The sequence below is a fragment of the Isoptericola sp. NPDC057191 genome (genome assembly GCF_042670225.1).
Lineage (GTDB): Bacteria > Actinomycetota > Actinomycetes > Actinomycetales > Cellulomonadaceae > Isoptericola.
Window position 1 is genome coordinate 21647 of sequence record NZ_JBHUWC010000014.1, and the last position, 24564, is coordinate 46210.

Annotated in this window: 23 protein-coding genes; 15 read left to right on the forward strand and 8 right to left on the reverse strand. The window is 74.9% G+C overall.

Annotated features, from left to right (window positions below; all coding sequences use genetic code 11):
- Positions 1-7: 7 nt before the first annotated feature.
- Together ACFT55_RS04210 and ACFT55_RS04215 are read right to left on the reverse strand one after the other, a co-directional pair.
- Positions 8-295, reverse strand: coding sequence for a hypothetical protein (locus ACFT55_RS04210; RefSeq protein WP_380241816.1), 288 nt, complete (start codon positions 293-295; stop codon positions 8-10).
- Between the two features lie 132 nt (positions 296-427).
- Positions 428-859 (reverse strand): class I SAM-dependent methyltransferase, encoded by a 432-nt coding sequence (locus ACFT55_RS04215; protein ID WP_380241818.1) that lies wholly within the window; start codon positions 857-859, stop codon positions 428-430.
- 25 nt (positions 860-884) lie between these two features.
- Between ACFT55_RS04215 and ACFT55_RS04220 the strand changes: the two genes are divergently transcribed.
- The 6 genes from ACFT55_RS04220 to ACFT55_RS04245 all read left to right on the forward strand — a co-directional run bounded on the left by ACFT55_RS04220 (position 885) and on the right by ACFT55_RS04245 (position 7286).
- Positions 885-1355 carry an AAA family ATPase gene (locus tag ACFT55_RS04220; protein WP_380241820.1) on the forward strand — a complete coding sequence of 157 codons (471 nt, stop codon included), beginning with the start codon at positions 885-887 and terminating at the stop codon, positions 1353-1355.
- A gap of 126 nt (positions 1356-1481) precedes the next feature.
- Positions 1482-4187: a nitrite reductase large subunit NirB gene (nirB, locus tag ACFT55_RS04225; protein WP_380241822.1), complete on the forward strand. Its 2706-nt coding sequence runs from the start codon at positions 1482-1484 to the stop codon at positions 4185-4187.
- Positions 4184-4591, forward strand: a complete 408-nt coding sequence (gene nirD / locus ACFT55_RS04230; protein WP_380241824.1) for a nitrite reductase small subunit NirD — start codon at positions 4184-4186, stop codon at positions 4589-4591. The genes nirB and nirD overlap by 4 nt, the downstream gene beginning before the upstream one ends.
- A complete protein-coding gene (cobA, locus tag ACFT55_RS04235; protein WP_380241826.1) occupies positions 4588-5382 on the forward strand; it encodes a uroporphyrinogen-III C-methyltransferase in 795 nt (264 codons plus the stop codon). Before nirD ends, cobA begins: the two co-directional genes overlap by 4 nt.
- 43 nt (positions 5383-5425) lie before the next feature.
- Positions 5426-6526, forward strand: coding sequence for a uroporphyrinogen-III synthase (locus ACFT55_RS04240; protein WP_380241859.1), 1101 nt, complete (start codon positions 5426-5428; stop codon positions 6524-6526).
- A 334-nt stretch (positions 6527-6860) separates the two neighbouring features.
- Positions 6861-7286, forward strand: a complete 426-nt coding sequence (locus ACFT55_RS04245; RefSeq protein WP_380241828.1) for a hypothetical protein — start codon at positions 6861-6863, stop codon at positions 7284-7286.
- 287 nt (positions 7287-7573) lie between these two features.
- On the opposite strand, the gene ACFT55_RS04250 is transcribed toward ACFT55_RS04245, so the two are convergent.
- The 4 genes from ACFT55_RS04250 to ACFT55_RS04265 are packed head-to-tail and all read right to left on the reverse strand — an operon-like array spanning position 7574 to position 10654.
- Positions 7574-8629 (reverse strand): sulfate/molybdate ABC transporter ATP-binding protein, encoded by a 1056-nt coding sequence (locus tag ACFT55_RS04250; protein WP_380241831.1) that lies wholly within the window; start codon positions 8627-8629, stop codon positions 7574-7576.
- Positions 8626-9441 (reverse strand): ABC transporter permease, encoded by an 816-nt coding sequence (locus tag ACFT55_RS04255; protein WP_380241833.1) that lies wholly within the window; start codon positions 9439-9441, stop codon positions 8626-8628. The genes ACFT55_RS04250 and ACFT55_RS04255 overlap by 4 nt, the downstream gene beginning before the upstream one ends.
- Before the next feature lie 5 nt (positions 9442-9446).
- Entirely contained in the window at positions 9447-10262 is an 816-nt protein-coding gene (modA, locus tag ACFT55_RS04260) for a molybdate ABC transporter substrate-binding protein (protein ID WP_380241835.1), read from the reverse strand.
- Complete coding sequence (locus tag ACFT55_RS04265; protein WP_380241837.1) at positions 10259-10654, reverse strand: molybdopterin-binding protein; 396 nt, start codon at positions 10652-10654, stop codon at positions 10259-10261. The genes modA and ACFT55_RS04265 overlap by 4 nt, the downstream gene beginning before the upstream one ends.
- A gap of 59 nt (positions 10655-10713) precedes the next feature.
- Between ACFT55_RS04265 and glp the strand changes: the two genes are divergently transcribed.
- The 6 genes from glp to mnmA all read left to right on the forward strand — a co-directional run bounded on the left by glp (position 10714) and on the right by mnmA (position 18513).
- A complete protein-coding gene (glp, locus tag ACFT55_RS04270; protein ID WP_380241839.1) occupies positions 10714-12054 on the forward strand; it encodes a gephyrin-like molybdotransferase Glp in 1341 nt (446 codons plus the stop codon).
- The gene (moaC, locus tag ACFT55_RS04275; RefSeq protein ID WP_380241841.1) at positions 12051-12578 is read left to right on the forward strand and encodes a cyclic pyranopterin monophosphate synthase MoaC; all 528 of its coding nucleotides are present in this window, start codon (positions 12051-12053) and stop codon (positions 12576-12578) included. The genes glp and moaC overlap by 4 nt, the downstream gene beginning before the upstream one ends.
- Complete coding sequence (locus tag ACFT55_RS04280; protein ID WP_380241843.1) at positions 12575-13663, forward strand: molybdenum cofactor biosynthesis protein MoaE; 1089 nt, start codon at positions 12575-12577, stop codon at positions 13661-13663. Before moaC ends, ACFT55_RS04280 begins: the two co-directional genes overlap by 4 nt.
- Positions 13664-13791: 128 nt before the next feature.
- Entirely contained in the window at positions 13792-16032 is a 2241-nt protein-coding gene (locus ACFT55_RS04285; protein WP_380241845.1) for a PhoX family protein, read from the forward strand.
- Positions 16033-16201: 169 nt separating this feature from the next.
- Positions 16202-17389 (forward strand): cysteine desulfurase family protein, encoded by a 1188-nt coding sequence (locus ACFT55_RS04290; protein ID WP_380241861.1) that lies wholly within the window; start codon positions 16202-16204, stop codon positions 17387-17389.
- The gene (mnmA, locus tag ACFT55_RS04295; RefSeq protein ID WP_380241847.1) at positions 17386-18513 is read left to right on the forward strand and encodes a tRNA 2-thiouridine(34) synthase MnmA; all 1128 of its coding nucleotides are present in this window, start codon (positions 17386-17388) and stop codon (positions 18511-18513) included. The genes ACFT55_RS04290 and mnmA overlap by 4 nt, the downstream gene beginning before the upstream one ends.
- 56 nt (positions 18514-18569) lie before the next feature.
- Here the strand turns inward: mnmA and ACFT55_RS04300 are convergent, their stop codons facing one another.
- The gene (locus ACFT55_RS04300; RefSeq protein WP_380241849.1) at positions 18570-19382 is read right to left on the reverse strand and encodes a TrmH family RNA methyltransferase; all 813 of its coding nucleotides are present in this window, start codon (positions 19380-19382) and stop codon (positions 18570-18572) included.
- 93 nt (positions 19383-19475) lie between these two features.
- Positions 19476-19958 (reverse strand): ester cyclase, encoded by a 483-nt coding sequence (locus ACFT55_RS04305; RefSeq protein ID WP_380241851.1) that lies wholly within the window; start codon positions 19956-19958, stop codon positions 19476-19478.
- A 149-nt stretch (positions 19959-20107) separates the two neighbouring features.
- Here ACFT55_RS04305 and ACFT55_RS04310 point away from each other — a divergent pair, with 149 nt between their 5' ends.
- The 3 genes from ACFT55_RS04310 (at position 20108) to ACFT55_RS04320 (ending at position 24542) form a co-directional block, all read left to right on the forward strand.
- Positions 20108-21145 carry a hypothetical protein gene (locus ACFT55_RS04310; RefSeq protein ID WP_380241853.1) on the forward strand — a complete coding sequence of 346 codons (1038 nt, stop codon included), beginning with the start codon at positions 20108-20110 and terminating at the stop codon, positions 21143-21145.
- A gap of 167 nt (positions 21146-21312) precedes the next feature.
- Positions 21313-22068, forward strand: a complete 756-nt coding sequence (locus tag ACFT55_RS04315) for an HAD family hydrolase (protein ID WP_380241855.1) — start codon at positions 21313-21315, stop codon at positions 22066-22068.
- The gene (locus tag ACFT55_RS04320) at positions 22065-24542 is read left to right on the forward strand and encodes a glycoside hydrolase family 65 protein (protein ID WP_380241857.1); all 2478 of its coding nucleotides are present in this window, start codon (positions 22065-22067) and stop codon (positions 24540-24542) included. Before ACFT55_RS04315 ends, ACFT55_RS04320 begins: the two co-directional genes overlap by 4 nt.
- Positions 24543-24564 lie beyond the last annotated feature (22 nt).

Genomic DNA, 24564 nt, shown 5'->3' on the forward strand with positions numbered 1-24564 from the left:
TGACGCGTCAGGTGCCCAGGTCGTGCGGCAGCGCCGGGACGGCCCTGGCGTCCTCCGGCGCCCATGAAGGAGAGGGTCTCGACGGGCAGCCGCGGGACGACGAGGGCCCCGCCGGCCGGGTCCACTCGAGCGTGTAGCGGAAGAACAGGCGCTGCCGGTACCGCGCGCCCGGCAGCACGCGTCGGGCGGTCTCGCGGACCTCGCCGTACGTCTCGTCCGCCGTGCGCACGGGCATGAGCGGGCCGTCGTCGTCGGCGTCGGGCGCGGCCCGGCCGGGTCGCGCGTGCCTGATCATGCCGACGAGGGGGTTGGTGAACGCCGAGAGGAGGTCGACGGCGAGGTCGCGCCGGGCGCCGAGGCGCGCGAGCCCGACGACGAGCAGCCGCCCGCCAGGCGCCAGGACACCGGCGGCGTGCCGCAGGGCGGGCTAGAGGTCCATGTGGTGCAGCGACGCGACCATCGTCACGACGTCGAACGAGCCGTCGGCGGGGACGTCCTCGAACCGCCCGTGCCGCACGCTCACGCCCGGGTCGTCCGCGAACCTCGCGGCGCTCGCCTCGGCCATCGCGGCGTCCGCGTCGATCCCGACGACGGTGGCCCCGGCGCGGCGCAGCCGATCGATCAGCGTGCCCGTGCCGCAGCCGACATCGAGCGCGCGGCGCCTGCGGCGCGGCAGCCGTCGCAGGATCCACCCGTGGAAGTGGTCGTTGTGGTTCCACGGGTACCGGGCGTTGAGGCGGCCGAGCCAGCGGGCGACGGCGCGGACCTGAGGGTTCACCGTGGTGCGCGGGTCGAGCTGCGTCGTCGGGCTCGTCGTCGGGCTCGTCGTCGGGCTCGTCGTCGGCTCCGTCGTCGGCATGGACAGCGAGGGTAGCGTCACGACCGTGCCGAACCTCGTCCTGCTGTGCGGGCCCGCCGGCGCGGGCAAGTCCACGCACGCGCGCCGTTACGCCGCGGACGGCTACGCCGTCGCCTCCGTCGACGAGCTGGCGTGGGAGGCGGGGCACGGCGCGGTGCACCCGCTGCCGGACGACGTGGCGCGCGGGGTGGCGGACGCGCTGCGCGCGCAGGTCGAGAGCCTGCTGGCGGCCGGCCGGGACGTCGTCGTGGACTCGTCGTTCTGGTCTCGCGCGTCGCGCGAGGAGTACCGGGCGCTCGGCGCGGCACACGGCGCCGAGGCTCTGGTCGTCCTCGTCGACACCCCGCGCGACGTCGCCCTCGCGCGCGTCGCCGCGCGGGCCGCCGAGCACCCGCACGACGTCGTCCTGGCCCCCGAGGTGGCGGCGGCGTACCACGACGGCTTCGAGGTCCCGACGTCGGACGAAGGCCTGCTGGAGGTTGTCCCGGGCAGCTGACGACTCCACCGAGGAACGCAGGTGCGGGCGTCCTCTCGCGCGGCATGTTTCGCGCGTGAGGCAGATGTTCCCGTGAGGTAACCGCTGCCTGACGACGGCGACACGGCGGCTTCCTAGCGTCAGGGCATGAGCAGCGAGCAGCCCCCCAGCACGCCGCGGCAGGACAGCCGGCGGCACGTGGTCGTCGTCGGCGGCGGCATGGTCGCCCACCGGTTCGTCGAGGCGCTGCGCGCCCGTGACGACGCGGGCGCGTGGCGCGTCAGCGTCTTCGCCGAGGAGCCGCGCAAGCCGTACGACCGCGTGGGCCTCACCCGGTACTTCGAGGTCCGCGACGCCGAGGAGCTCGCGCTCGGCGACCCCGCCCTGTGGGACGACCCGCTCGTCGAGCTGCACCGCGACTGCGCGGTGACGACGATCGACCGCGCGGCCCGGACCGTCACCGACCGCCTGGGCCGGGTGCACGCCTACGACGAGCTCGTGCTCGCCACGGGCTCGAGCGCCGCGATGCCCCCGATCGACGGCAACGACCTGCCCGGCGTGTTCGTGTACCGCACCATTGACGACGTCGCGGCGCTGCGCGGCTGGGTCGAGGCCAAGCGCGAGGCGGGCCGCGTCGAGACGCGCGGCGGCACGGTCGAGCGCCCCGTGCGCGGCGCCGTCGTCGGCGGCGGGCTGCTCGGCCTGGAGGCCGCGGGCGCGCTCAAGGCGCTCGGAGCGCAGGCGACCGTGATCCAGTTCGGCACGCACCTCATGGACGTGCAGATCGACCTGGGCGGCGGGCACGCGCTCAAGCGGCTCATCAACGACAAGGGCATCTCGGTCCGCACGGACACCGCGACCAAGGCGATTCGCCCGCACCGCCGCACCGGGCACGTGGGACGGATGGACTTCGCCGACGGCGGCCGCCTCGACGTGGACGTCGTCGTGATGGCCACGGGCGTGCGGCCGCGCGACGAGCTGGCCCGGGCGGCCGGGCTGGAGGTCGGCGAGCGCGGCGGCGCCGTCGTCGACCTGAGCTGCCGCACCGCGGACGAGCACGTGTGGGCGATCGGCGAGGTCGCGTGCATCGAGGGCCGGTGCCTCGGACTGGTGGCGCCCGGCAACACGATGGCGGAGGTGGTGGCCGACCGGCTGCTCGGCGGGGAGGCGACCTTCCCCGGGGCGGACACCGCCACCAAGCTCAAGCTGTCCGGGGTTGACGTCGCGAGCTTCGGTGACGCGCACGGCCGCAGCGAGAAGTCCGTCGAGATCGTGTGGGCCGACCCGCTGGCCGGCGTCTACAAGAAGCTCGTCATGGCCGACGACGCGCGCACCCTGCTGGGCGGCGTGTTCGTCGGGGACGCGGCGCCGTACGCGTCGCTGCGGCCGATGCTGGGCGCCGAGCTCCCGGGCGACCCGTCGGCGTTCCTGCTGCCGGAGGGCACCGGCGGTGCCCCGGCGCTCGAGCTCCCCGACGAGGCGAACGTCTGCTCCTGCAACAACGTGTCGGCGGGTGCGATCCGCGCCGCCGTGACCGAGCACGCCTGCACGGACGTCGCCGGCGTCAAGGCGTGCACCCGCGCCGGCACCACGTGCGGCGCCTGCCTGCCGCTGGTCACCAAGCTGACGAAGACGGAGCTGACCAAGGCCGGCGTCGAGGTGAGCAACGCGCTGTGCGAGCACTTCGACCTCTCCCGCGCACAGCTGTTCGACGCGGTCCGGGTGGCCGACCTGCACACCTTCAGCGCCATCATCGACCGGTTCGGGCGGGTGCCCGAGGGCGCCAGCGACGCCGGCCGCGGGTGCGACATCTGCCGGCCGACGGTCGCGTCGATCCTGGCCAGCCTCGGCAACGGGCACATCCTCGCGGGGGAGCAGGCCGCGCTCCAGGACACGAACGACCACATGCTCGCCAACATGCAGAAGGACGGCACGTACTCCGTCGTCCCGCGCATGCCGGGGGGCGAGGTCACGCCCGAGGGCCTCATCGTCGTTGGGCAGGTCGCCCAGGACTTCGGGCTCTACACGAAGATCACCGGCGGGCAGCGGATCGACATGTTCGGCGCCCGCGTGGAGCAGCTGCCCGAGATCTGGCGGCGGCTCGTGGACGCCGGGTTCGAGTCCGGGCACGCGTACGGCAAGTCGCTGCGCACCGTGAAGTCGTGCGTCGGGTCCACGTGGTGCCGGTTCGGCGTGCAGGACTCGGTGGGCATGGCCGTCGAGCTCGAGCTGCGGTACCGCGGCCTGCGCTCGCCGCACAAGCTCAAGCTCGGCGTCTCCGGCTGCGCCCGCGAGTGCGCCGAGGCGCGCGGCAAGGACGTCGGCGTCATCGCCACCGACAAGGGCTGGAACGTGTACGTGGGCGGCAACGGCGGGCAGACGCCCAAGCACGCGCAGCTGCTCGCGGAGGACCTCACGTCCGCGGAGCTGATCCGCACCATCGACCGCTTCCTCATGCTGTACATCCGCACGGCCGACCGGCTCCAGCGCACCGCCCCCTGGGTCGAGGAGTACGAGGGCGGCCTCGACGCGATCCGCGCGGTCGTGATCGAGGATTCCCTCGGCCTCGGCGCCGACCTCGACGCCGCGATGGCACAGCACGTCGAGGGGTATGAGGACGAGTGGAAGGCCGTCCTGGAGGACCCGGAGAAGCTGGCGCGGTTCGGTTCCTTCGTCAACGCCCCGACGACGCCCGACCCGGCGCTCGCCTACGTGCCCGAGCGCGGGCAGAAGCGGCCCGCCACCGCCGACGAGATCGCGGCGGGGGAGGCCGGACCGGTCGACCCCGGGCTCGTCTCCGCCCTCACCAGCCCCGTCCTCGTCGCCGGCCCCACCCTGGAGGTGCGCGCATGACCACCCTGCCGATCACGACCGAGCCCGCGACCACCGACGGCCCCGGCTGGACCGCCGTCTGCCCGCTGGACGCGCTGGTCCCCGAGCGCGGCGCCGCCGCCCTGGTCACCGGGTCCGACGGCGCGGAGCGGCAGGTGGCGCTGTTCCGCCTCGTCGACGGGACGGTCTGCGCCGTCCAGCAGCTCGACCCGTACTCCGGCGCGAACGTCATGGCGCGCGGTCTCGTCGGCACACGCCGCGGCACACCCACGGTGGCGTCGCCGGTGTACAAGCAGGTCTTCGAGCTGCACACCGGTCGCTGCCTGGACGCGGCGGGCAAGGAGCCGCGCGCGGGGCTCGCGGGCGACCTCGCGTCGTACCCGGTCGCCGTCCGCGACGGCGTGGTCCACGTGGGGATCGGATGACGACGCCCCGGGCCGCCGGCGTCGGGCGCGTCACCCTCGTGGGCGCCGGCCCAGGCGCTGCGGACCTGCTCACCTACCGGGCCTGGCGGGCGCTGGCCGCGGCCGACGTCGTCGTCACGGACCGCCTCGTGCCGCGCGAGGTGCTCGACGACCTGGACCCACGCGTCGAGGTCGTCGACGTCGGCAAGACGCCGCGGCGGCACACGCTGCCGCAGGCGGAGATCGACGCGCTGCTCGTGGCGCGGGCGCTGGCCGGCGCGCACGTCGTGCGGCTCAAGGGCGGCGACCCGTTCGTCTTCGGGCGGGGCGGCGAGGAGGTCGCGGCGTGCCGCGCCGCCGGGGTGCCGGTCGAGGTGGTGCCCGGGGTGTCGTCGGCGCTCGCCGTGCCCGCGCTCGCCGGCGTCCCCCTCACGCACCGCGGGACGACGACGGCGTTCCACGTCGTCACCGGGCACACGCGCGACGGCGAGGCACACCTCGACGACGTGTCGGTCGCGTGCGTGACCTCCCGCGCCGCGACGCTCGTCGTGCTCATGGGCGTGGCAGCCCTCCCCGGGATCGTGGCCCGCCTGCTGGACGCCGGCGCTGCACCGGGTACCCCCGTCGCTATCGTGGAGCGAGGTTCGCTGCCCGACCAGCGGGTCACGCGTGTCGCCCTCGACCTGGCCGCCAAGCGTGCCGAGGAGGTCGGGGTCCGCGCGCCGGCCGTGGTCGTGATCGGCGACGTGGCGGACGAGAAGCTGCTGGAGGTCGCGCGTGACGCAGGAGCCGCAGGACGGGTCGGTGGCTGAGGACGCCGAGCAGCACAGGCCCCGGCCCGCGCTGGGCCAGGTGATGGCGGGCTGCACGGTGCTCGTCACCGCCGACCGGAGGTCGGGCGAGCTGGCCGCCGCGCTCGAGCGTCGCGGCGCCGCCGTCCGGCACGCCCCCGCGCTGAGCATGGTGCCGCACGTGGACGACGACTCCCTGATCGCCGCCACGCGGGCCCTCGTCGCCGATCCGCCGGACGTGGTCGTCGCGACCACCGGTGTCGGCTTCCGCGCCTGGATCGAGGCCGCCGACGCCCACGGCCTGGCCGACGACCTCCTCGCCGTCCTCGGCCGTTCGCGCCTCGTCGCGCGCGGCCCCAAGGCGCGCGGTGCCATCCAGGCGGCAGGGCTGCAGGCCGACTGGGTGGCGGAGTCGGAGACGTCGGCCGAGGTCGCCGAGGTGCTGCTCAGCGAGGGCGTGAGCGGGCTGCACGTCGCCATCCAGCACCACGGGGCCGGCGCGGACGGCCTCGACGCCGTCTTCGAGAAGGCGGGCGGCCGGGTCTCCGCGCTGGTCGTGTACCGCTGGGGCCCGCCGCCGGACCCCGGCGCCGTCGAGTCCTCGGTCCGGGCCGCCGCGGCCGGTGAGATCGACGCGGTGGCGTTCACGTCCGCGCCCGGCGCGGAGGCGTGGTTGCGCGCGGTGGAGGCACAGGGGCTGCGCGACGAGGTCGTGGCCCGGTTCGCCGACGGGTCGATGGTCGCCGCTGCCGTCGGGCCGGTCACCGCGCGACCCCTCGAGTCACGCGGGATCCCGACGCTCCAGCCCGAGCGTGGCCGCCTCGGCGCCCTCGTGCGGTCGATCGTGGGGCACTACGAGCACCTGGAGTCCGTCGCGCTCGCCACCGTCGCCGGACCGCTCGTCATCCGCGCCCGCGTCGCCGTCCTGGACCAGCAGGTGCTGCCGCTGTCGCCCACGGGGGTCGAGGTGCTGCGGCTCCTCGCGTCCGCGGGCGGCGACGTCGTGCCGCGCGAGCGCGTGCTCGACGTCCTGCCCGGCACCTCCCGCGACCCCCACGCCGTCGAGGTGACCGTCGCGCGGCTGCGCGAGGCTGCCGGGCGCCGTGACCTCATCAAGACGGTCGTGAAGCGCGGGTACCGGCTGGAGCTCGCGCCCCCGGCGTAGGCGCTGACCGGGGTCGACGGGCAGGTCTCTCCGTGGTGGATCAGCCGCGGCGCTGGTTACTCTCTTTCGGGGCGGTAGAGGGCGAGAACTGGTGACTGACCTGCGGGGGGACCGGGCATGAACTTGGGCAGGGGCCTGAGCGTGAGCCTGGACGTGCGGTCGCGCGTCGGTCATCACACGAACGACCCGAACGCTCCCGCGCCGCATTTCCACGCCGGACAGCCGAAGAGCGACCCGTCGAGAGACGGCGTGAACTTCGGGTGGGGGACGGACCCCGAGCGTTACCAACAGATCGGTGGGAAGCACCACTACTACTACCCGGAAGGTTAGGTCCGTGACCGACCCCTACGAGATTGTTCGACGTGCCGGATTCGAGGTTCTCGGAACGGAGGGCACCGTCGACGAGGTGCGTGACGTCTGGCGGGAATTCTCGTCAGCCTCGGCGGTCCCGACCGTCCGCATCGCCGACGACGATCCCGATCCGTCGGCTGTCGACACCGCGTGGACTCGGGTCGTCACCTCGACCGGTCTGCTGTCGTCGGCGGGCGAGTTCCTCCTCAGCGTCAGCGCGACCGGTACTCACGACGCGGCGTGGCTTCGTGTGCGGGCCGGCGCTGACGCCCGTGTTCTCGATCTCGGGCCCTACACCGGCGAACCGGACTTCGTCGCTACGAACATGGGCCGGGAAGTATCGGTCGCGGTCACGTCCGAGGAGGACGAGACGTGGATCCTCGTCTCCGTTCGTCAGGGAGAGGACTGAACGCCCCGCGTGCGGGTGTCGCGATCAGAACAGCACGCTGACGTGACGGCTCCACACGACGATCGCCCCAGCAGCCTGCTCGATCCGACGAGATCGCGTCCCTGTCCTGAGCGCTGTTCGAATGGCGCGGCCCCGCTCATGCCAGCGACCTCCTCGCGCAAGGGATCGAGTTCGCCGACGGTCGCACGCTGGTGCAGCGGTGCGCCGCGCTCGGTGCGGACCTGAAGCAGGATGCCCCCCTCGGGACGCCGTCCTGACCACCCGGCCGCGCGCGGGGTACCGGCGCGTCACCCGAGGTAGACGTCCACCTCCGCCGCCTTGACGGACAGCCACACCGGCGTGCCGGGGACGAGGGCGAGCTCGGCGGCGGCCTGCGGCGTGACGTCGGCGGCGAGGTGGTCGGTGCGCACGCGCACGAGGTCGCCACGCGGCTCCAGGGAGGTCACGGTGCCGCGGAAGGTGTTGCGCGGCGAGCCGTGCCGCTCCTCGAGGTAGACGGAGACGGCGGCGGGGCGGAAGACGGCGATCGTCGGTGCGCCCGGGACCAGCGCATCTCCCGGCGTGCGGCCGTGCGCCACCTCGCCCGCGGGCGTGCGGACGCCGTCGCCGGTCCACGTCCCGGTGAGCAGGTTCAGCCCGGCGATCCGCGCCGCGAAGGCGCTGCGTGGCCGGCTCAGCACCTGCGTCGTCGGGCCGCGCTCGGCGACACGTCCGTCCTCGATCACCGCGACCTCGTCGGCGAGCAGCAGGGCGTCCAGCACGTCGTGGGTGGTGAGGACCGCCGTCCGCCCGGCGAGGAGCCGCTGGAGCGCCTGCCGCAGCTCGGGCGTGACGTCCACGTCGAGGGCCGCCATGGGCTCGTCGAGCAGCAGCACCCGCGGCTCGGCCGCGAGCGCGCGGGCGACGGCCACCCGCTGCGCCTGCCCGCCCGAGAGGGTCGACGGCGGGCGGTCGGCCAGGTGCGCGAGGCCGACCTGCTCCAGCCACCGGCCCGCGGCGGCGTCGGCGTCGCGACGTCGCACGCCTCGGGAGCGTGGGCCGAACGCGACGTTCTGCCGCACGGACAGGTGCGGGAACAGCAGGGCCTCCTGCGCGAGCAGCGCGACCTGGCGTGCGTGCGGGGGTACCCACGTGCGGGTGCGGCCGCCCTGGGCGCGCACCAGCGGGCGTCCGTCCAGGGTGACGTGCCCGTCGTGCGGGCACAGCGTCCCGGCGACGAGCCCGAGCGCGGTGGACTTCCCCGCGCCGTTCGGGCCGAGCAGGGCGAGGGTGCGGCCCTCGGCCACGTCGAGCTGCACGTCGAACCCGCGGTCGGGCAGCGTGGCGGCGAGGGTGAGCGTCACCGGACACCCCGCTCGCGTCGCGTGGCGGCGATGACGAGGACGGCGACGACGACGAGCAGCAGCGACAGCGCGACCGCGGCGTCCGGGTCGGTCTCGCGCTGCAGGTAGATCTCCAGCGGCAGGGTGCGCGTGACGCCCTGGAGGCTGCCGGCGAACGTGATCGTGGCGCCGAACTCGCCGAGGGCCCGGGCGAACGAGAGCACCGCCCCCGACAGCAGGCCCGGCCACGCCAGGGGGAGGGTCACGCGGCGCAGCACCGTCGTCGGGCGGGCGCCGAGGGACGCCGCGACCGCCTCGTACCGGGCGCCTCCCGTGCGCAGCGCGCCCTCCAGGCTCGTGACCAGGAAGGGCAGCGCGACGAACGTCTGCGCGAGCACCACCGCGGTGGTCGAGAACGCGATCTGCAGGCCGGCCACCTGGAGCGTCTCGCCCAGCAGCCCGCGGCGCCCGAACGTGTAGAGCAGGGCGATGCCGCCCACCACGGGCGGCAGCACCAGCGGCACCATCACCAGCGAGCGGAGCAGGTCGATCCCGGGGAAGCGGCAGCGCGCCAGCACCAGCGCCATCGGGACCCCGAGCACGAGGCACACGGCGGTGCTCGCGGCGGACGTCTGCAGGCTCAGCACCAGCGCCGCCCGCGCCGACTCGCTCGTGATCAGCGACCAGTAGCCCGACCAGTCCACCCGCGTGGCCATCGCGACCAGCGGGAGCACCACGAACAGGCCGCCCAGCGCGGCGGGCACGAAGGCCCAGCGCGGCAGGCCGACGGCGGTCTCGGGGCGGCGGGTGCGCGGGGCGCGGGTGGTCGGCATGACCGTCAGGGCGCGGCGAAGCCGTAGCCGGCCAGGGTCTGCTGCCCGTCGTCGGAGAGCACGAGGTCGACGAAGTCGTGCGCGAGCCGCGCCTGGTCCGTGTCGGCCACCGGGGCGATCGGGTAGGTGTTCACGGCGCTGGACGACTCCGGGAGCTCGACACCCTCGACGTCGTCACCCGCGGCGGCGACGTCGGTGACGTAGACGAGCCCGGCGTCCGCCTCGCCCGCGATCACCTTGCCGAGCACGTCGGTGACGCTCTGCTCCTCGCTGACCGGCCGCAGGTCGAGGCCCGCGGCGTCGGCGACCTTCGCGGACGCGGCCCCGCAGGGCACCGCGGGTGCGCACAGCACGAGCTTCACGTCCGGGTCCGCGAGGTCGGCGAGGTCCTCGACGCCGGCTGGGTTGCCCGGCGGCACGGCGATCTCCAGGGTGTTGGTGGCGAAGTCCCGGGGCTCGCTCACGAGGTCGTCGGCCGCCAGCTTGTCCATGTTCGCCGTGTCGGCGGACGCGAACACGTCCGCCGGTGCCCCCTGCTGGATCTGGGCGACCAGGTCGGACGACCCGGCGAAGCTGAGCTGCACGTCCACGCCGTCGTGCGTGGCCTCGAACTGCTCGGCGAGGTCCTCGAAGGAGGCCTTGAGCGACGCCGCGGCGAACACGGTGAGCGTCGTCGTTCCGCCGCCCGGCGCCGCTGCCTCGTCGTCCCCGGGCTGGGCGCCGCAGCCTGCGAGCGCCGCCACCGCTGCCGCCGTCGACAGGATCGCGACCCCGGCCGCTGCGGGCCGGCGCAGGCTGATCGCCCGTCCCGGGCCGGTCATGCTTCGGCCTCGATGACGACGGTCGTCGACTTGATGACCGCGACCGCGACGGAGCCGCGCTCCAGCCCGAGGTCGCGCACGGCCTCGCTGCTCATGAGCGACACCACGCGGAACGGGCCGCACTGCAGCTCGACCTGGGCCATCACCGTGTCCACCTGCAGGTCGGTGACGAGCCCGACGAAGCGGTTGCGCGCGGAGCTCTTCATGCCGCCCGGCAGCGCCGGCACGGTGGCGTGCTCGCGCGCCACCATGGCGACCTCGTAGCCGTCGACGACCTTGCGTCCCGACGCGTCCGTGGTGGAGCCGAGCAGGCCGCGGTCGATCCAGCGGCGCACGGTGTCGTCGCTGACGCCGAGATAGACGGAGGCTTCGGAGACTCGCATGTGCGGCACAGGACGCAGCATAGTCCCGCATCTGCGGGTGTGTTCGGGGAGACCATAGGCTGACGTCCGTGCAGGAGGACGGGATGCGCGCGCGGCGGTCCGTGGCCGACCACGCCGCGGCGGTGGCCGCGCTGGTCGAGCCCGCGCTGGCGGCGGCGCGCGAGCGGGACACGGTGCGGGTGGACGTCGCGACGCTGCTGGCGCAGACGGCGACGGCCGCCGCGCTGGCCCCCCGCGTGCTGGCGCGGGACGCCGTGGCGGCGGTCGCTCTGCCGGGCTTCGACAACGCGCAGATGGACGGCTACGCGGTGCGCTCGGCCGACCTCGCCGTCGCCGCGTCCGGCCCGGTGATCCTCCCGGTCGTGGCGCCCGTCCCCGCCGGGACGCAGCCGCCGCCCCTGGAGCCGGGCACCGCGGCCCCCGTGATGACCGGTGCGCCGGTCCCCGCCGGCGCCGACGCCGTCGTGAAGATCGAGGCCGCCGACCCGCCCCGCTTCCCGGACCCGGGGACGGCCGCCACGGTGCGGTTCGACGTCCCCGTGGCGCCCGGCACGTTCGTGCGGACCGCGGGGTCCGACGTCGCGCAGGGCGACGTGCTCCTGGCGGCCGGGACGCCGCTCGGCCCGCCACAGCTCGGCGCGCTCGTGGCGGCCGGCGTCCCGGCCGTCGACGTCGCGGCGCCCCCGCACGTCCTGCTCGTCTCCACCGGCTCGGAGCTCGCGCCCGCCGGCGCGACCCTCGGCCCCGCCCAGGTGCACGACGCCAACGGCGCCGCCCTCACCGCCGCGCTGGCGCAGGCCGGCGCGCGGGTCACCACGCGGGTCGTGCCGGACCGCCCCGACGCGCTGCTCCGCGTCCTCGCGGACGCCCCGCACGACGTCACCCTCGTCGTGACGACCGGCGGCGTGTCGGCGGGGGCGTACGAGGTGGTGCGCCAGACGCTCACCGGGGCCTGGTTCGGGCACGTCGCCGTCCAGCCGGGCGGGCCGCAGGGCCTCGGCACCGTCACCCTCGGAGAGTTGTCAGAGCCACGTGCGGGTATGCCCTCACCTGGTGCTGACAGCTCCGCGGGGGTGCAGGTGCCGCTCGTGGCCTTCCCGGGCAACCCGGTGAGCGCGTACGTGTCGTTCGAGCTGTTCCTGCGGCCGCTGCTGGCCGCCGCGACCGGCGCGACGCCCGCGCGCCGCCCCGCCGGCCGCGCGCCGCTCGCCGAACCCCTCGACTCGCCCCCGGCGCTGCACCAGGTCCGGCGCGGCGTGCTCGACGCCGAGGGCCGGGTCCGGATGAGCGGCGGCCCCGGCTCGCACCTGCTGACCCATCTCGCCGCCGCGACGATCCTCGTGCACGTGCCGCCCGGGGTCTCCCGCCTCGCGGCCGGTGACCCCGTCGACTACCAGGAGCTCCGTTGACCGACCCGACCACCCCGGACCAGGGCCTGTCCCACTACCGCGCCGACGGCGCGGCCCACATGGTCGACGTGTCCGCCAAGGACGTCACCCGGCGCGAGGCGACGGCGACCGCCGTCCTGCGCACGCGGCCGGACGTGGTCGCGCGCATCGCGACGGGCGACCTGCCCAAGGGGGAGGCGATCGCCACCGCCCGCATCGCGGGGATCCTCGGCGCCAAGCGCACGCCCGACCTCGTGCCCCTGTGCCACCCGCTGCCGATCTCCGGCGTCGAGATCGACGTCGTGCCGACCGCCGACGGCTCGGGCGCGGTCGAGATCGCCGCGACCGTGCGCACCACCGGTCGCACGGGCGTCGAGATGGAGGCGCTCACCGCCGTCACCGTCGCGGGGCTGACGCTCTACGACATGATCAAGGCGGTCGACAAGGCGGCCGTGCTCACGGACGTGCAGGTCGTGGCCAAGTCGGGCGGCAAGTCGGGCGACTGGACGCGCGCAGCCGCCACGCCGGACGGGGAGGGCGCATGAGCGGGACGCACGGGCACAGGCACGAGGGCGAGCACGGCGAGGCGCGGCCGGAGCGCCGCGTCGCCGTCGTCGTCGCGTCGGACCGCGCGGCGGCGGGGGAGTACGAGGACCGCTCCGGGCCCGCCGCGGTGGCCTGGTTCGAGGCGCGCGGCTGGCGCACGTCGCCTCCCGTCGTCGTGCCCGACGGCGAGCCGGTGCGCGAGGCGATCGCGGCGCTGCTCGCCGCGGCACCGCAGCAGACGCCGCACCTGGTCGTCACCAGCGGCGGCACCGGTCTCGGCCCGCGCGACCGCACGCCGGAGGCCACGCTCGCCGTCCTGGACCGTGAGGTCCCGGGCATCGCCGAGCTCGTCCGGGCGCGCTCGCTCGCCCCGGTCGACCCCGCGAAGCGCGCCGTGCCGGCGGCCGCCCTGTCCCGCGGCGTCGCAGGCGTGGCCGGCCGCACGCTGGTGGTGAACCTGCCCGGCTCCGTCGGCGGCGTGGTCGACGGCCTCGACGCGCTCGCCGACATCCTCCCGCACGCCGTCGACCAGCTCGCCGGTGGCGACCATCCCGTCCCCGCGGTCTCGGCGGCGACGGGTTCCGCGACGGTCTCCGCCACCCCCGCCGGCGACGGCGCCGGGCCCGACGCCGTGGTGCTGCGCGCGGACGTCGTCGACACCCCGCTCGACACGCTGGTCGCCGAGCTGAGCACGCTGGTGCGCGACGACGCGTGCGGCGCGGTCGCGACGTTCACCGGCTACGTGCGCGACCACGACGGTGCGGCAGGTCAGGAACGTCGCGTGGACCGCCTGCACTACGAGGCGCACCCGGACGCCGCCACGGTGCTGCGCGCCGTGGCCGAGCGCGTCGCGCGGCGGACGGCCGCGGCGACGGGTGACCGCGTGCGGGCCGCCGTCGTGCACCGGACCGGCGACCTCGCCGTCGGTGACGTCGCCGTCGTCGCGGCCGTCGCCGCGGGGCACCGGCAGGCCGCGTTCACCACGGCCTCGGACCTGGTCGAGGAGCTGAAGGCCGAGGTGCCGATCTGGAAGGAGCAGGGCTTCGACGACGGCACGTCCGAGTGGGTCGCGTCGCTGGGCTGACGCCGGGTCCTGGGCGTCACCTGCTGTTCACCTGAGGGACGGTGTCACGACGGCCGCGCGCCATCGGTGCTCCCTACGTTCGGGCAGGTCACCCCCTGTCCTGCACTGCACACCCTCAGGAGTGCCCGATGACGATCGCCCCCGAGTCGCGCCCGCTGCTGGAGCTCGCGGCCACGCCTCACAGCCCCCACTACGCGCGCGGCAAGCGCAGCGCCGTCACCTGCCGGCTCAAGTGCGCCGACGCGTGCTCGCACCCGGCACCGAACGAGTCCGCGAACGAGTACTTCCGCGACGTCGCCTCCCGGGCGCTGTCCCGGCGCGTCATGCTGGGCGGCCTGGCCGCCGCGGCCGCCACCGTCGTCGTCGGCGCCCAGGTGGCCGGGGCGCCGGGCGCGAGCGCCGCCACCGCCACGGGCCGTGGGGCCGGCAAGGGCCTCGCCTTCGGCGCGATCACCCCGCAGGACGCCGCGGTCGACGCCTTCGTCGTCCCGGACGGCTACGAGTGGTCGCCGATCATCCGCTGGGGCGACCCGATCCTGCCCGGCGGCCGCGCGTTCGACGCCGCGCACCAGACGCCGGAGCAGCAGGCCAAGCAGTTCGGCTACAACGTCGACTACCTGGACATCCTGCCGGCCGACCCCGACGACGTCCGCCCCGGGAAGACGCACCGCGGCAAGCGCGGCCTGCTGGTGAGCAACCACGAGTACACCAACGCGGGCATCATGTTCGACGCGTCGTACGACGCCGCCACCCGCCGCGCCATCGAGCGCGCCGCCTGGGGCATGTCCGTGGTCGAGGTGCGCCGCGACCGCGAGGGGTCGCCGTGGACGTACTCGCGGATCAGCCGCTTCAACCGCCGCATCACCGTGGACACCGAGTTCCGGGTCGACGGCCCGGCGGCCGGCTCCTACCTCCTCAAGACGGTCGAGGACCCGACGGGTACCCGCGTGCGCGGCACCCTCAACAACTGCGCGGGCGGCACGACTCCGTGGGGCACCGTCGTGTCCGGCGAGGAGAACTACAACGCGAACTTCCGCGTCAACGGCAAGGACCCGCGCGACGCGCGGTACGGCCTGAAGGACGCCGCGACCAGCTACGGGTGGGAGCTCGACGACCCGCGCTTCGACGGCCGCAACCCGGGCTACGAGTACGAGAGCCACCGCTTCGGCTGGGTCGTGGAGGTGGACCCGTACGAGCCCGACGAGGCGCCGGTGAAGCACACGGCGATGGGCCGGCTCAAGCACGAGGGCGCCAACGTCATCCTCTCGAAGCGCGGCCACGCGGTGGCGTACATGGGCGACGACGAGCGCTTCGACTACGTCTACAAGTTCGTCTCGAAGGACCGCTTCCGCTCCGGCAGCAGCCGCTGGGCGCGCCGTCACAACAAGACGCTGCTGTCCGAGGGCGACCTGTACGTGGCGCGGTTCACCGGCGACTCCCCGGTGTCCGAGATCGACGGCACGGGCGCGGTCCCGTCCGACGGCGGCTTCGACGGCACGGGCGAGTGGGTCCCGCTGGTCCAGGACGGGCAGTCCCGCGTGGCCGGCATGACGGTCGAGGAGGTGCTGGTCTTCACGCGCCTCGCCGCGGACGCCGTCGGCGCCACGAAGATGGACCGCCCCGAGGACGTGGAGCCCAACCCGCTCACCGGCCGCATCTACGTGGCGTGCACCAACAACTCCGACCGCGGCAAGGCGGGCAAGGAGGGCGCCACCGAGCCCAACCCCCGCACCACGAACCGCGACGGCCACGTGGTCGAGATCATCGAGGACCGCGGCGACCAGACGTCCACCACGTTCACCTGGAACCTGCTGCTCGTGGCGGGCGACCCGTCGGTGAACGGGTCGACGTACTTCTCGGGCTTCCCGGCCGACCAGGTCTCGCCGATCTCCTGCCCGGACAACCTCGCGTTCGACGCGGATGGCAACCTGTGGATCTCCACGGACGGCGCGCCGTCGACCATCCAGAAGTGCGACGGGCTGTTCAAGGTGACGCTGACCGGGCGCCAGCGCGGCCGGGTGGAGCAGTTCCTGTCCGTGCCGCGCGACGCGGAGACGTGCGGACCGGTGGTCGACTCGCGCGACCAGATGGTCTACGTCAACGTCCAGCACCCCGGCGAGGACGGCACCTTCGACGCGCCGAACTCTTACTTCCCGGACTACCTCGCCGAGGGCGAGGCCGCGCCGGCCGGTGCGTGGCGCGGCCCCCGCCCGGCCACGGTGCAGGTCTACCGCGCCGGCCGCGGCGAGCACCCGGGCCAGGGGAACGGGCACGGGAACGGCCACGGGAACGGTCACGGGAACGGCGGCGGGAAGGGGAGCGGCGGCTGGGACGGCCCGGGGCCGTTCCCGTGGCCGCGCCACCGCTGACGCTGACCGCCCCTGAGGCAACGAGCGTGCTGACTTGGTCCTCATTCCGCCCGAATGAGGACGAAGTCAGCACGCTCGTTGCCGTGCGGGACAGTTCGTAGACTGGGGGACCGTGACCACCCCCGAGGCGCCGGCCGGCGCCTACCTCGACCACGCCGCCACGACGCCCATGTCCCGCGCGGCGCTCGAGGCGTACGTCGCGGAGGCGGGCCGCACGGGCAACGCGAGCTCGCTCCACTCGGCAGGCCGGGCGGCGCGGCGGACGGTCGAGGAGTCGCGCGAGTCCGTGGGGGCGTCCCTCGGTGCGCGCCCCAGCGAGGTGATCTTCACCGCGGGCGGCACGGAGGCGGACAACCTCGCGATCAAGGGCATCTTCTGGGGCCGGCGCCGACAGGACCCGCGCCGCTGCCGGGTGCTCGTGTCCGCCGTCGAGCACCACGCCGTCCTGGACCCCGCGTTCTGGCTCGCCGGGCACGCGGGCGCGGAGATCGTGCTGCTGCCGGTGGACGGCGAGGGCCGCGTGGACCTCGTGGCGCTGCGCGCCGAGCTCGCCGAGCACGCGGACGAGGTCGCCCTCGTCTCGGTCATGTGGGCCAACAACGAGGTGGGCACCCTGCAGCCCGTGCGCGACGTCGTGCGGCTCGCGCACCAGCACGGGGTGCCGGTGCACACCGACGCCGTGCAGGCGGTGGGCCAGACGGAGGTCGACTTCGCGGCCTCGGGCGTGGACGCCATGACGGTCACGGGCCACAAGATCGGCGGCCCCCTGGGCGTCGGCGCGCTGCTGGCCCGCCGGGACCTGCCGCTGGAGGCGGTGGTGCACGGTGGCGGTCAGGAGCGCGGGGTGCGGTCCGGCACGCTCGACGTGCCGGCGATCCGCTCCTTCGCCGTCGCGCTGGCCGAGGCGGTCGAGCAGCGGCCGGAGCGCGCGGTGCGGCTCGCGGCGCTGCGCGACACGCTGGTCGCGGGTGTCCGCGCCGCCGACCCCGAGGCCGTGCTGCGCGGCCCCGACCCGGCGACCCCCGACGGGGCCGCGGCCCGCCTGCCCGGCAACGCCCACTTCACCTTCCCGGGCGCCGAGGGCGACTCGCTGCTGTACCTGCTGGACTCGGCCGGCGTGCAGGCCTCGACAGGCTCGGCCTGCCAGGCGGGCGTGCCGCAGCCGTCGCACGTGCTGCTCGCGATGGGTGTGCCGGAGCTGGAGGCGCGCGGCGCGCTGCGGTTCTCCCTCGGCGCGACGTCGACGCCCGACGACGTCGACCGGCTCGTCGCGGCGTTGCCCCAGGTGGTGCAGCGGGCCCGCGCGGCCGGGCTCGTCTCGGGCCCGGCGCCGGTGCGGGCGGGGGGTGCGGCATGAGGGTGCTGGCCGCCATGTCGGGCGGCGTGGACTCGGCCGTGGCCGCGGCGCTCGCCGTGGAGGCGGGGCACGACGTCGTCGGCGTGCACATGGCGCTGAGCCGCAACCGGGACCAGTTCCGCACGGGCTCGCGCGGCTGCTGCTCCATCGAGGACGCCGGCGACGCGCGCCGGGCCGCGGACGTGCTCGGCATCCCGTACTACGTGTGGGACCTCTCGGAGCGGTTCGAGGAGACGGTGGTCGCGGACTTCCTGGCCGAGTACGAGGCGGGTCGCACCCCCAACCCCTGCGTGCGCTGCAACGAGCACATCAAGTTCGAGGCACTCCTGGACAAGGCCACGGCCCTCGGCTTCGACGCCGTCGCCACCGGGCACTACGCCCTGGTCGTGACGCGCGAGGGGGCGGACGGGTCGGCGACCCGCGAGCTCCACCGCTCGCCCAACGACGAGAAGGACCAGTCGTACGTGCTGGCCGTCATGGGCCCCGACCGCCTGGCGCGCGCGATGTTCCCCCTCGGTGGGTTCGCGTCCAAGGCGGAGGTCCGGGCGGAGGCCGAGCGGCGCGGCCTGTCGGTGAGCGCGAAGCCGGACTCGTACGACATCTGCTTCGTCGCCGACGGCGACACCCCCGGCTTCCTGCGCGACCGGCTGGGCTCGCGACCGGGGGAGGTCGTCGACACGGCGGGGAACGTCGTGGGCGAGCACGACGGCGCGTACGCGTTCACCGTCGGGCAGCGCAGGGGCCTCGGCCTCGGCCGGCCGGCGGCCGACGGCCGCGCACGGTACGTGGTGGACGTGCAGACGTCGTCGAACACGGTGGTCGTCGGACCGGCCGAGCTGCTGAGCGTGGACCGGGTGTCCGCCGGCAAGGCGGTGTGGTTCACGACGCCCGTCGAGCACGCGGGGCCCGGCTGGCTCGACGACGTCGAGGTGCAGGTGCGCGCGCACGGCGCGCCGGTCCCTGCGCGCGTGCGGGCGACGACGGACGCCGACGGTGCCGCGTCGATCGACGTCGAGCTCACCGGCCGCCCGCTGCGGGGCGTGGCGGCAGGCCAGTCGCTGGTCGTCTACCGCGGGACGCGCGTGCTCGGGCAGGGCACCGTCGCACGCGCCTGGCGCGGCTGACCCGGCCGCCTCGCGACCCGGGTGCCGCGCGACCCGGGTGCCTCGGCGCCGTCCGGTCAGGCGCGCGCGAGCCGTTGGCGGTGCGCCTCGTACAGCACGATGGACGCCGCGTTGGACGCGTTGAGGGAGCTCGCGGAACCGGCCATCGGGATGGCGACCGTGACGTCGGCGGCCTCCCGCCACCCCTTCGACAGCCCGGCGGTCTCGTTGCCGACGGCCAGCAGCACCGGACCGGTGAGGTCGACGTCGGCGGGCGCGGCGTCGCCGTCCTCGTCGGTCGCGACGACGGTCACCGGCGTCCCCGCCGCGCGGTGCCGCCCCACCCACTCGAGGACCTCGTGGTGGGCGGCGGCGCGCACCACGGGCAGCGCGAACAGCGAGCCGGTCGACGCCCGCACCGACTTCGGGTCGTAGGGGTCGGCGGCGTGCCCGGTCACGACGAGCCCGTCGGCGCCGAACGCGTCGGCGGAGCGGACCACGGCGCCGACGTTGCCCGGCTGCGTGGGCCGGTCGAACACCACGCCGAGGAAGGACGGACCGACGGGGACGCGGTCCAGGTCGTCGGCCGGCATCGCGACGACGGCGAGCAGCTCGGAGGCGCCGGCGTCCTTCTCCGCGAGCTCCGCGAGCAGGTCGGGCGCCATCGCGATCGTCTCGGCGCCAGTGGCCTGCAGCAGGTCCTGCGCCCAGGACGACAGTCGCCGGTCCGTCTCGTGCAGCAGGGTGCGCACCTGCCAGCCGTGCTCCACGGCCATCGTGATCGGCCGCACGCCCTGCACCAGGAACTCCCCGGCGCGACCCCGCTTGGTGCGGTTCGTGAGCAACGTCTGCAGCTGCTGGAAACGGGCGTTGCGCACGGTGATCCGCATGCCCGCAGTCTCCCACGGCGCTCCGCCCGCGAGCGCCGCCGGGGGTCGGGTGCCTGGGCGGGTGCCTGGGCCGGATGCCCGGGCCGGATGCGCTCAGCGGCGCAGCTCGTGCTCCCACCACACCTGGTCGCGCGTCACCCAGTGCTCCTCCTCGAGCCCGTCGACCACGCGCACCAGGTGCATCTCGCGCACCGTGAAGCGCCGGTGCGACGGCGGCACGCCGAGGAAGAAGCCCGAGTGCAGGGCGCTGAACGCGACGTGCAGGGCCACCATGTCGCCCTCCGTCACGGCGTGCAGCACCTCGACGTGCTGCTCGTCGAAGGCGTCGTGGAACCACTGCATCGTGGCGACGAGGGCGTCGGGGCCGCCGTTGCAGCCCGGCAGCACGTCGTGGTTGCGGAAGCCGGGCGCGAGCTGGCGGCGCAGCACCGCCTCGGCGCCCGACGGCATCGCGTTCGCGTGCACGCGCGTGGCCACCGCGCGGGCCGCCGACGGCAGGTGGGCCGGGAGCGACGCGGGCAGCGGGGAGGCCGGGCCCGCGGGTGACGCGGGCGCCTGGTCGAGGATCACGGACATCGGGACTCCTTCGTCCGGCCGATACGGTGCTCCTGGTGAGCGCCGACGACGGCCGCTCCTGTCTTACGAGAGCAGCGAGCCGCCGCGGCGTGACGCGGCGGAGGAGGTGACGTGGTGGTGAAAAAACTGACGACTCCCGGGGCGGCCCTGTGACGGCCGTCTCCGGGCACGGCCCGTGGCCGGGCGGCGCGCGCGACGAGCTCGTGGCCCAGCAGACCGTGCTCGACGACCTGGCGTCCCTGCCGACGGGTGTCGACCCCGTGCCGTTCCTCGCCCAGCTCACCGGTCGCGGCCCGGGCGCGGACCCGGTCGGCCGCACGGCAGCCCTGCTCGCGGAGATGCCGGTCGAGCTCGGCCCGCACGGGTGGAAGCTCGCCGACCACCCCGGCGTCGACCTGCGACGTGCCGAGACGCTCCTGCGGGAGGACCTGTCCGCGCTCGCGGTGGCGGCGGTGGGGCACACCGGCCCGCTCGCGGTCGAGGTGGTCGGTCCGTGGACCCTCGCGGCGGAGCTCTGGTCGGCTCGCGGTGACCGTGTGCTCGCCGACGCCGGCGCCCGTCGTGACCTGTCGCTCGCGCTGGCGGAGGCGGTGCGCACCCACCTGGCGACCGTCCGGGTGCAGGTGCCCGGCGCGACGCCGGTCCTCCAGCTCACCGAGCCGCTGCTCGGCCAGGTGCACGCGGGCGTGCTGCCCAGCTTCTCCGGGTTCTCGCGCCTGCGCGCCGTGGCCGGGCCGGACGTCGTCGACGGCCTGCGGCCGGTCGTCGACGCCGCGCACGACGCCGGGGCGCGCGTCGTGGTGCACCTCGGGGGGACCTGGGTCGGGGTGCCGCCGGTGGCGCTCGCCGGGGCCGACGCCGTGGGGATCGCCCTCGCCGACCTGGGCCCCGGCGGCTGGAACGAGCGCGCCTGGGAGCTGCTCGCGCGCGCCACCGAGCGCGGCGTCGGTCTGTGGGCGGGGCTGCCGCCCGCGACCGTCTCGCAGTGCTCCGGCCCCCAGCTCGGGGAGCTCGTGCGGCTCGTCGCCGAGCCGTGGCGGCGCGTCGGGCTCCCCGCCGCGGGACTCGCCGACGTGACCCTCCTCGCCGCGCCGCGCCGCCGGCTGGAGCCCGTCGACACCCACCGCGCCGAGCTGGCCAACCTCGGCCGCGTGGCCGAGGCGCTCGGGGAGCGGGCGGAGGTCTGAGGAGGCCGGGACGGATCGGGGACGGATCCGAGGAGATCTCGCCGAGGCGCCCCGAGGGGTCCCGGCCGGCCCCCTCGACTGCGTAGGCTGAACCTCGGCGTCTGCCCGGTCCCGTCGGACCGTGAGCCGTCGTCGTACGACCTGCCCCCGACCTGCGAAGGACGCCCGTGACCAGCCTCCGAGCCGTGCTGTTCGACCTCGACGGCGTGCTCACCCCGACCGCCGAGGTGCACATGCGGGCGTGGGAGCGCCTCTTCGCGCCCTGGTGCGAGGCGCGTGGCCTCGCCCCGTACACCGCCGCGGACTACTTCGCGCACATCGACGGCAAGCCCCGTTACGACGGGGTCGCCACGTTCCTCGCCTCGCGTGGCGTCGAGCTGCCGCGCGGCACGGCCGACGACGCCCCGGGCGAGGACACCGTGAGCGCGCTCGGCAACCGCAAGGACGAGATCGTCAACCGCATGTTCGCCGACGAGGGCATCGCGCCCTACCCCGGCTCGGTGCGCTTCCTCGACGCCGTGACCGCGGCGGGCGCGCAGGTCGCCGTCGTCTCGTCGTCGCGCAACACGCCTGCGGTGCTCGCCGCGGCCGGGCTGACGGACCGGTTCTCCGTGGTCGTGGACGGCAACGTCGCGGCGCGCGAGCACCTGGCCGGCAAGCCGGCCCCCGACACCTATCTGCGGGCCGCCGCGCTGCTCGGGGTGCCCGCCGCCGAGGCGGTCGTCGTGGAGGACGCGCTGTCCGGCGTGCAGGCCGGAGCAGCCGGGCCGTTCGGCCTGGTGCTCGGTGTCGACCGGGGGGTCGGGGCGCAGGCCCTCACCGCCCACGGCGCCGACCGCGTGGTGGGCGACCTCGGCGAGCTGGACGCGTCGGTGCTCGACGCCCCCGCCCGCTCCGTCGACGGACCGGAGGCACAGGCATGATCAGGCGCACCGCCGACGAGCAGCGGTCCGTGGACCGCCTGCGCTTCCCGGCCGAGCCGTGGCGGCTGGTGGAGGCCGAGTTCTCGGCCGAGGACCTGGGCGTCACCGAGTCGCTGTTCGCGGTGGGCAACGGCTACCTCGGCATGCGCGGCAACGTCGAGGAGGGGCGCGAGTCCCACTCGCACGGCACCTTCGTCAACGGCTTCCACGAGACGTGGCCCATCCGGCACGCCGAGGAGGCGTACGGCTTCGCCAAGGTGGGGCAGACCATCGTCAACGCGCCGGACACCAAGGTGATCCGGCTCTACGTCGACGACGAGCCGCTGCTCCTGCCGGTGGCCGACCTCATCGACTACGAGCGGGCGCTCGACCTGCGCGACGGCGTGCTGCGGCGCGAGATCCTGTGGCGCACGCCGTCGGGCAAGCGGGTGCGCGTGAGCTCCCAGCGCATGGTCTCGTTCGTCGAGCGCCACCTCGGGGTGATGACGTTCGAGGTCACGCTGCTCGACGCCGACGCCCCTGTCGCGATCTCGTCGCAGATCCTCAACCGCCAGGACGGCCAGGACGAGTACCACGTGCCGGCCGCGTCCCTCGGGCAGGGCTTCGACCCGCGCAAGGCGGAGGCCTTCGGAGGCCGGGTGCTGCAGCCGCAGACCCGCTGGGGCGACGACGAGCGCCTCGTCCTGTCCTACCGCTGCACCAACTCCGGGATGACGCTCGCGGTCGCGGCCGACCACCACCTCGAGACCGAGGACGAGTGGGACGTGCGCACCCAGGTGGACGACGACCTGGCCAAGCACGTGTTCCGCGTGGACGCGAAGGCCGGGCACCCGATCCGCCTGACCAAGGTGGTGAGCTACCACACCTCGCGCGGGGTCCCCACGCGAGAGCTCGTCGAACGCTGCCGCCGCACGCTGGACCGCGTCCGCGCGGGAGGGGTCCAGGTGCAGCTCGACCAGCAGCGCGCGTGGCTCGACGACTTCTGGACGCGGTCCGACGTCGAGATCATGGGCCGCCCGGAGATCCAGCAGGCGGTGCGCTGGAACCTGTTCCAGCTCGCCCAGGCGACCGCGCGCGCGGAGGGGTCGGGCGTCCCCGCCAAGGGCCTGACGGGCAGCGGCTACTCGGGGCACTACTTCTGGGACACGGAGGTCTACGTGCTCCCGTTCCTCACCTACACGAGCCCCCGGTACGCCCGCAACGCGCTGCGCTTCCGCTACCAGATGCTCGACGCCGCCCGCCGTCGCGCGCAGGAGCTGTCGCAGAAGGGTGCGCTGTTCCCGTGGCGCACCATCAACGGCGAGGAGGCCTCGGCCTACTACGCCGCCGGCACGGCGCAGTACCACATCGACGCGGACATCAGCTTCGCCCTGGTGCAGTACGTGCGGGCCACCGGCGACACCGACTTCCTGCGCCGCGAGGCCGTGGACGTCCTGGTGGAGACGGCGCGCATGTGGGAGGACCTCGGCTTCTGGCGCGCGAACGGCGACGACAACTTCCACATCCACGGCGTCACCGGTCCCGACGAGTACACCACCGTGGTGAACGACAACCTGTTCACCAACGTGATGGCGCGGTTCAACCTGCGCGCCGCGGCGTTCGTCGTGGAACGGATGCGCGAGGAGTACCCGGAGGACTACGCGAAGCTCGCCGACCGGCTGTCCCTCGGTGTGCACGAGACGACCGAGTGGACGCGCGCTGCCGACCACATGTCGATCCCGTACGCCGAGAGCATCGGCATCCACCCCCAGGACTCGCACTTCCTGGAGCGGGAGATCTGGGACCTCGCGGCGACACCGGTCACGAAGCGCCCGCTCCTGCTGCACTACCATCCGCTGGTCATCTACCGGTACCAGGTGCTCAAGCAGGCCGACGTGGTGCTGGCGCTGTTCCTGCAGGGTCAGCACTTCACGGCCGAGGAGAAGCTCGCCGACTTCGAGTACTACGACCCGCTGACCACGGGGGACTCGACGCTGTCCGGCGTGGTGCAGTCGATCGTCGCGGCCGAGGTGGGCTACCACGAGCTGGCGCTGGAGTACTTCGTCTCCTCGCTCCTGGTGGACCTGGCCAACCTGCACGACAACGCCTCCGACGGCGTGCACGTCGCGTCCGCGGGCGGCACCTGGTCGGCGCTCGCCTTCGGGTTCGGCGGCATGCGGGACCACGACGGCGAGCTGTCCTTCGACCCGCGCCTGCCGCAGGGCTGGGACGAGCTGACGTTCCGGGTCACGTGGCACGGCTCGCGGCTGCGCGTCACCGTCCGCGCCGACGAGCTCGAGCTCACTGCCGAGACCGGCGAGGGCGCGCAGGTCGCCGTGCGCGGGGAGCAGGTCAAGGTGGTGCCGGGCGAGGCCGTGCGCGTGGCCCTCGACGGGCAGGGCCCGGTCCGCCCGGGCCGTCCGAGCCTGCGCGCGCTGTCCGGCAACCGTCGCGACGACGGCACCCTCATCACCGCGACGGTGCCGCACTCCTGACCCATCCCCGAGACGTTGTGGG

What these genes read in the sequence shown, in the direction of transcription:
- ACFT55_RS04210 (WP_380241816.1), bottom strand. Translation starts at nt 295, where the DNA reads ATGATCAGGCACGCGCGACCCGGCCGGGCCGCGCCCGACGCCGACGAC.
- ACFT55_RS04215 (WP_380241818.1), bottom strand. Translation starts at nt 859, where the DNA reads ATGCCGACGACGGAGCCGACGACGAGCCCGACGACGAGCCCGACGACG.
- nirB (WP_380241822.1), top strand. Translation starts at nt 1,482, where the DNA reads ATGAGCAGCGAGCAGCCCCCCAGCACGCCGCGGCAGGACAGCCGGCGG.
- nirD (WP_380241824.1), top strand. Translation starts at nt 4,184, where the DNA reads ATGACCACCCTGCCGATCACGACCGAGCCCGCGACCACCGACGGCCCC.
- cobA (WP_380241826.1), top strand. Translation starts at nt 4,588, where the DNA reads ATGACGACGCCCCGGGCCGCCGGCGTCGGGCGCGTCACCCTCGTGGGC.
- ACFT55_RS04240 (WP_380241859.1), top strand. Translation starts at nt 5,426, where the DNA reads ATGGCGGGCTGCACGGTGCTCGTCACCGCCGACCGGAGGTCGGGCGAG.
- ACFT55_RS04255 (WP_380241833.1), bottom strand. Translation starts at nt 9,441, where the DNA reads ATGCCGACCACCCGCGCCCCGCGCACCCGCCGCCCCGAGACCGCCGTC.
- modA (WP_380241835.1), bottom strand. Translation starts at nt 10,262, where the DNA reads ATGACCGGCCCGGGACGGGCGATCAGCCTGCGCCGGCCCGCAGCGGCC.
- ACFT55_RS04280 (WP_380241843.1), top strand. Translation starts at nt 12,575, where the DNA reads ATGAGCGGGACGCACGGGCACAGGCACGAGGGCGAGCACGGCGAGGCG.
- ACFT55_RS04285 (WP_380241845.1), top strand. Translation starts at nt 13,792, where the DNA reads ATGACGATCGCCCCCGAGTCGCGCCCGCTGCTGGAGCTCGCGGCCACG.
- ACFT55_RS04290 (WP_380241861.1), top strand. Translation starts at nt 16,202, where the DNA reads ATGTCCCGCGCGGCGCTCGAGGCGTACGTCGCGGAGGCGGGCCGCACG.
- mnmA (WP_380241847.1), top strand. Translation starts at nt 17,386, where the DNA reads ATGAGGGTGCTGGCCGCCATGTCGGGCGGCGTGGACTCGGCCGTGGCC.
- ACFT55_RS04300 (WP_380241849.1), bottom strand. Translation starts at nt 19,382, where the DNA reads ATGCGGATCACCGTGCGCAACGCCCGTTTCCAGCAGCTGCAGACGTTG.
- ACFT55_RS04305 (WP_380241851.1), bottom strand. Translation starts at nt 19,958, where the DNA reads ATGTCCGTGATCCTCGACCAGGCGCCCGCGTCACCCGCGGGCCCGGCC.
- ACFT55_RS04320 (WP_380241857.1), top strand. Translation starts at nt 22,065, where the DNA reads ATGATCAGGCGCACCGCCGACGAGCAGCGGTCCGTGGACCGCCTGCGC.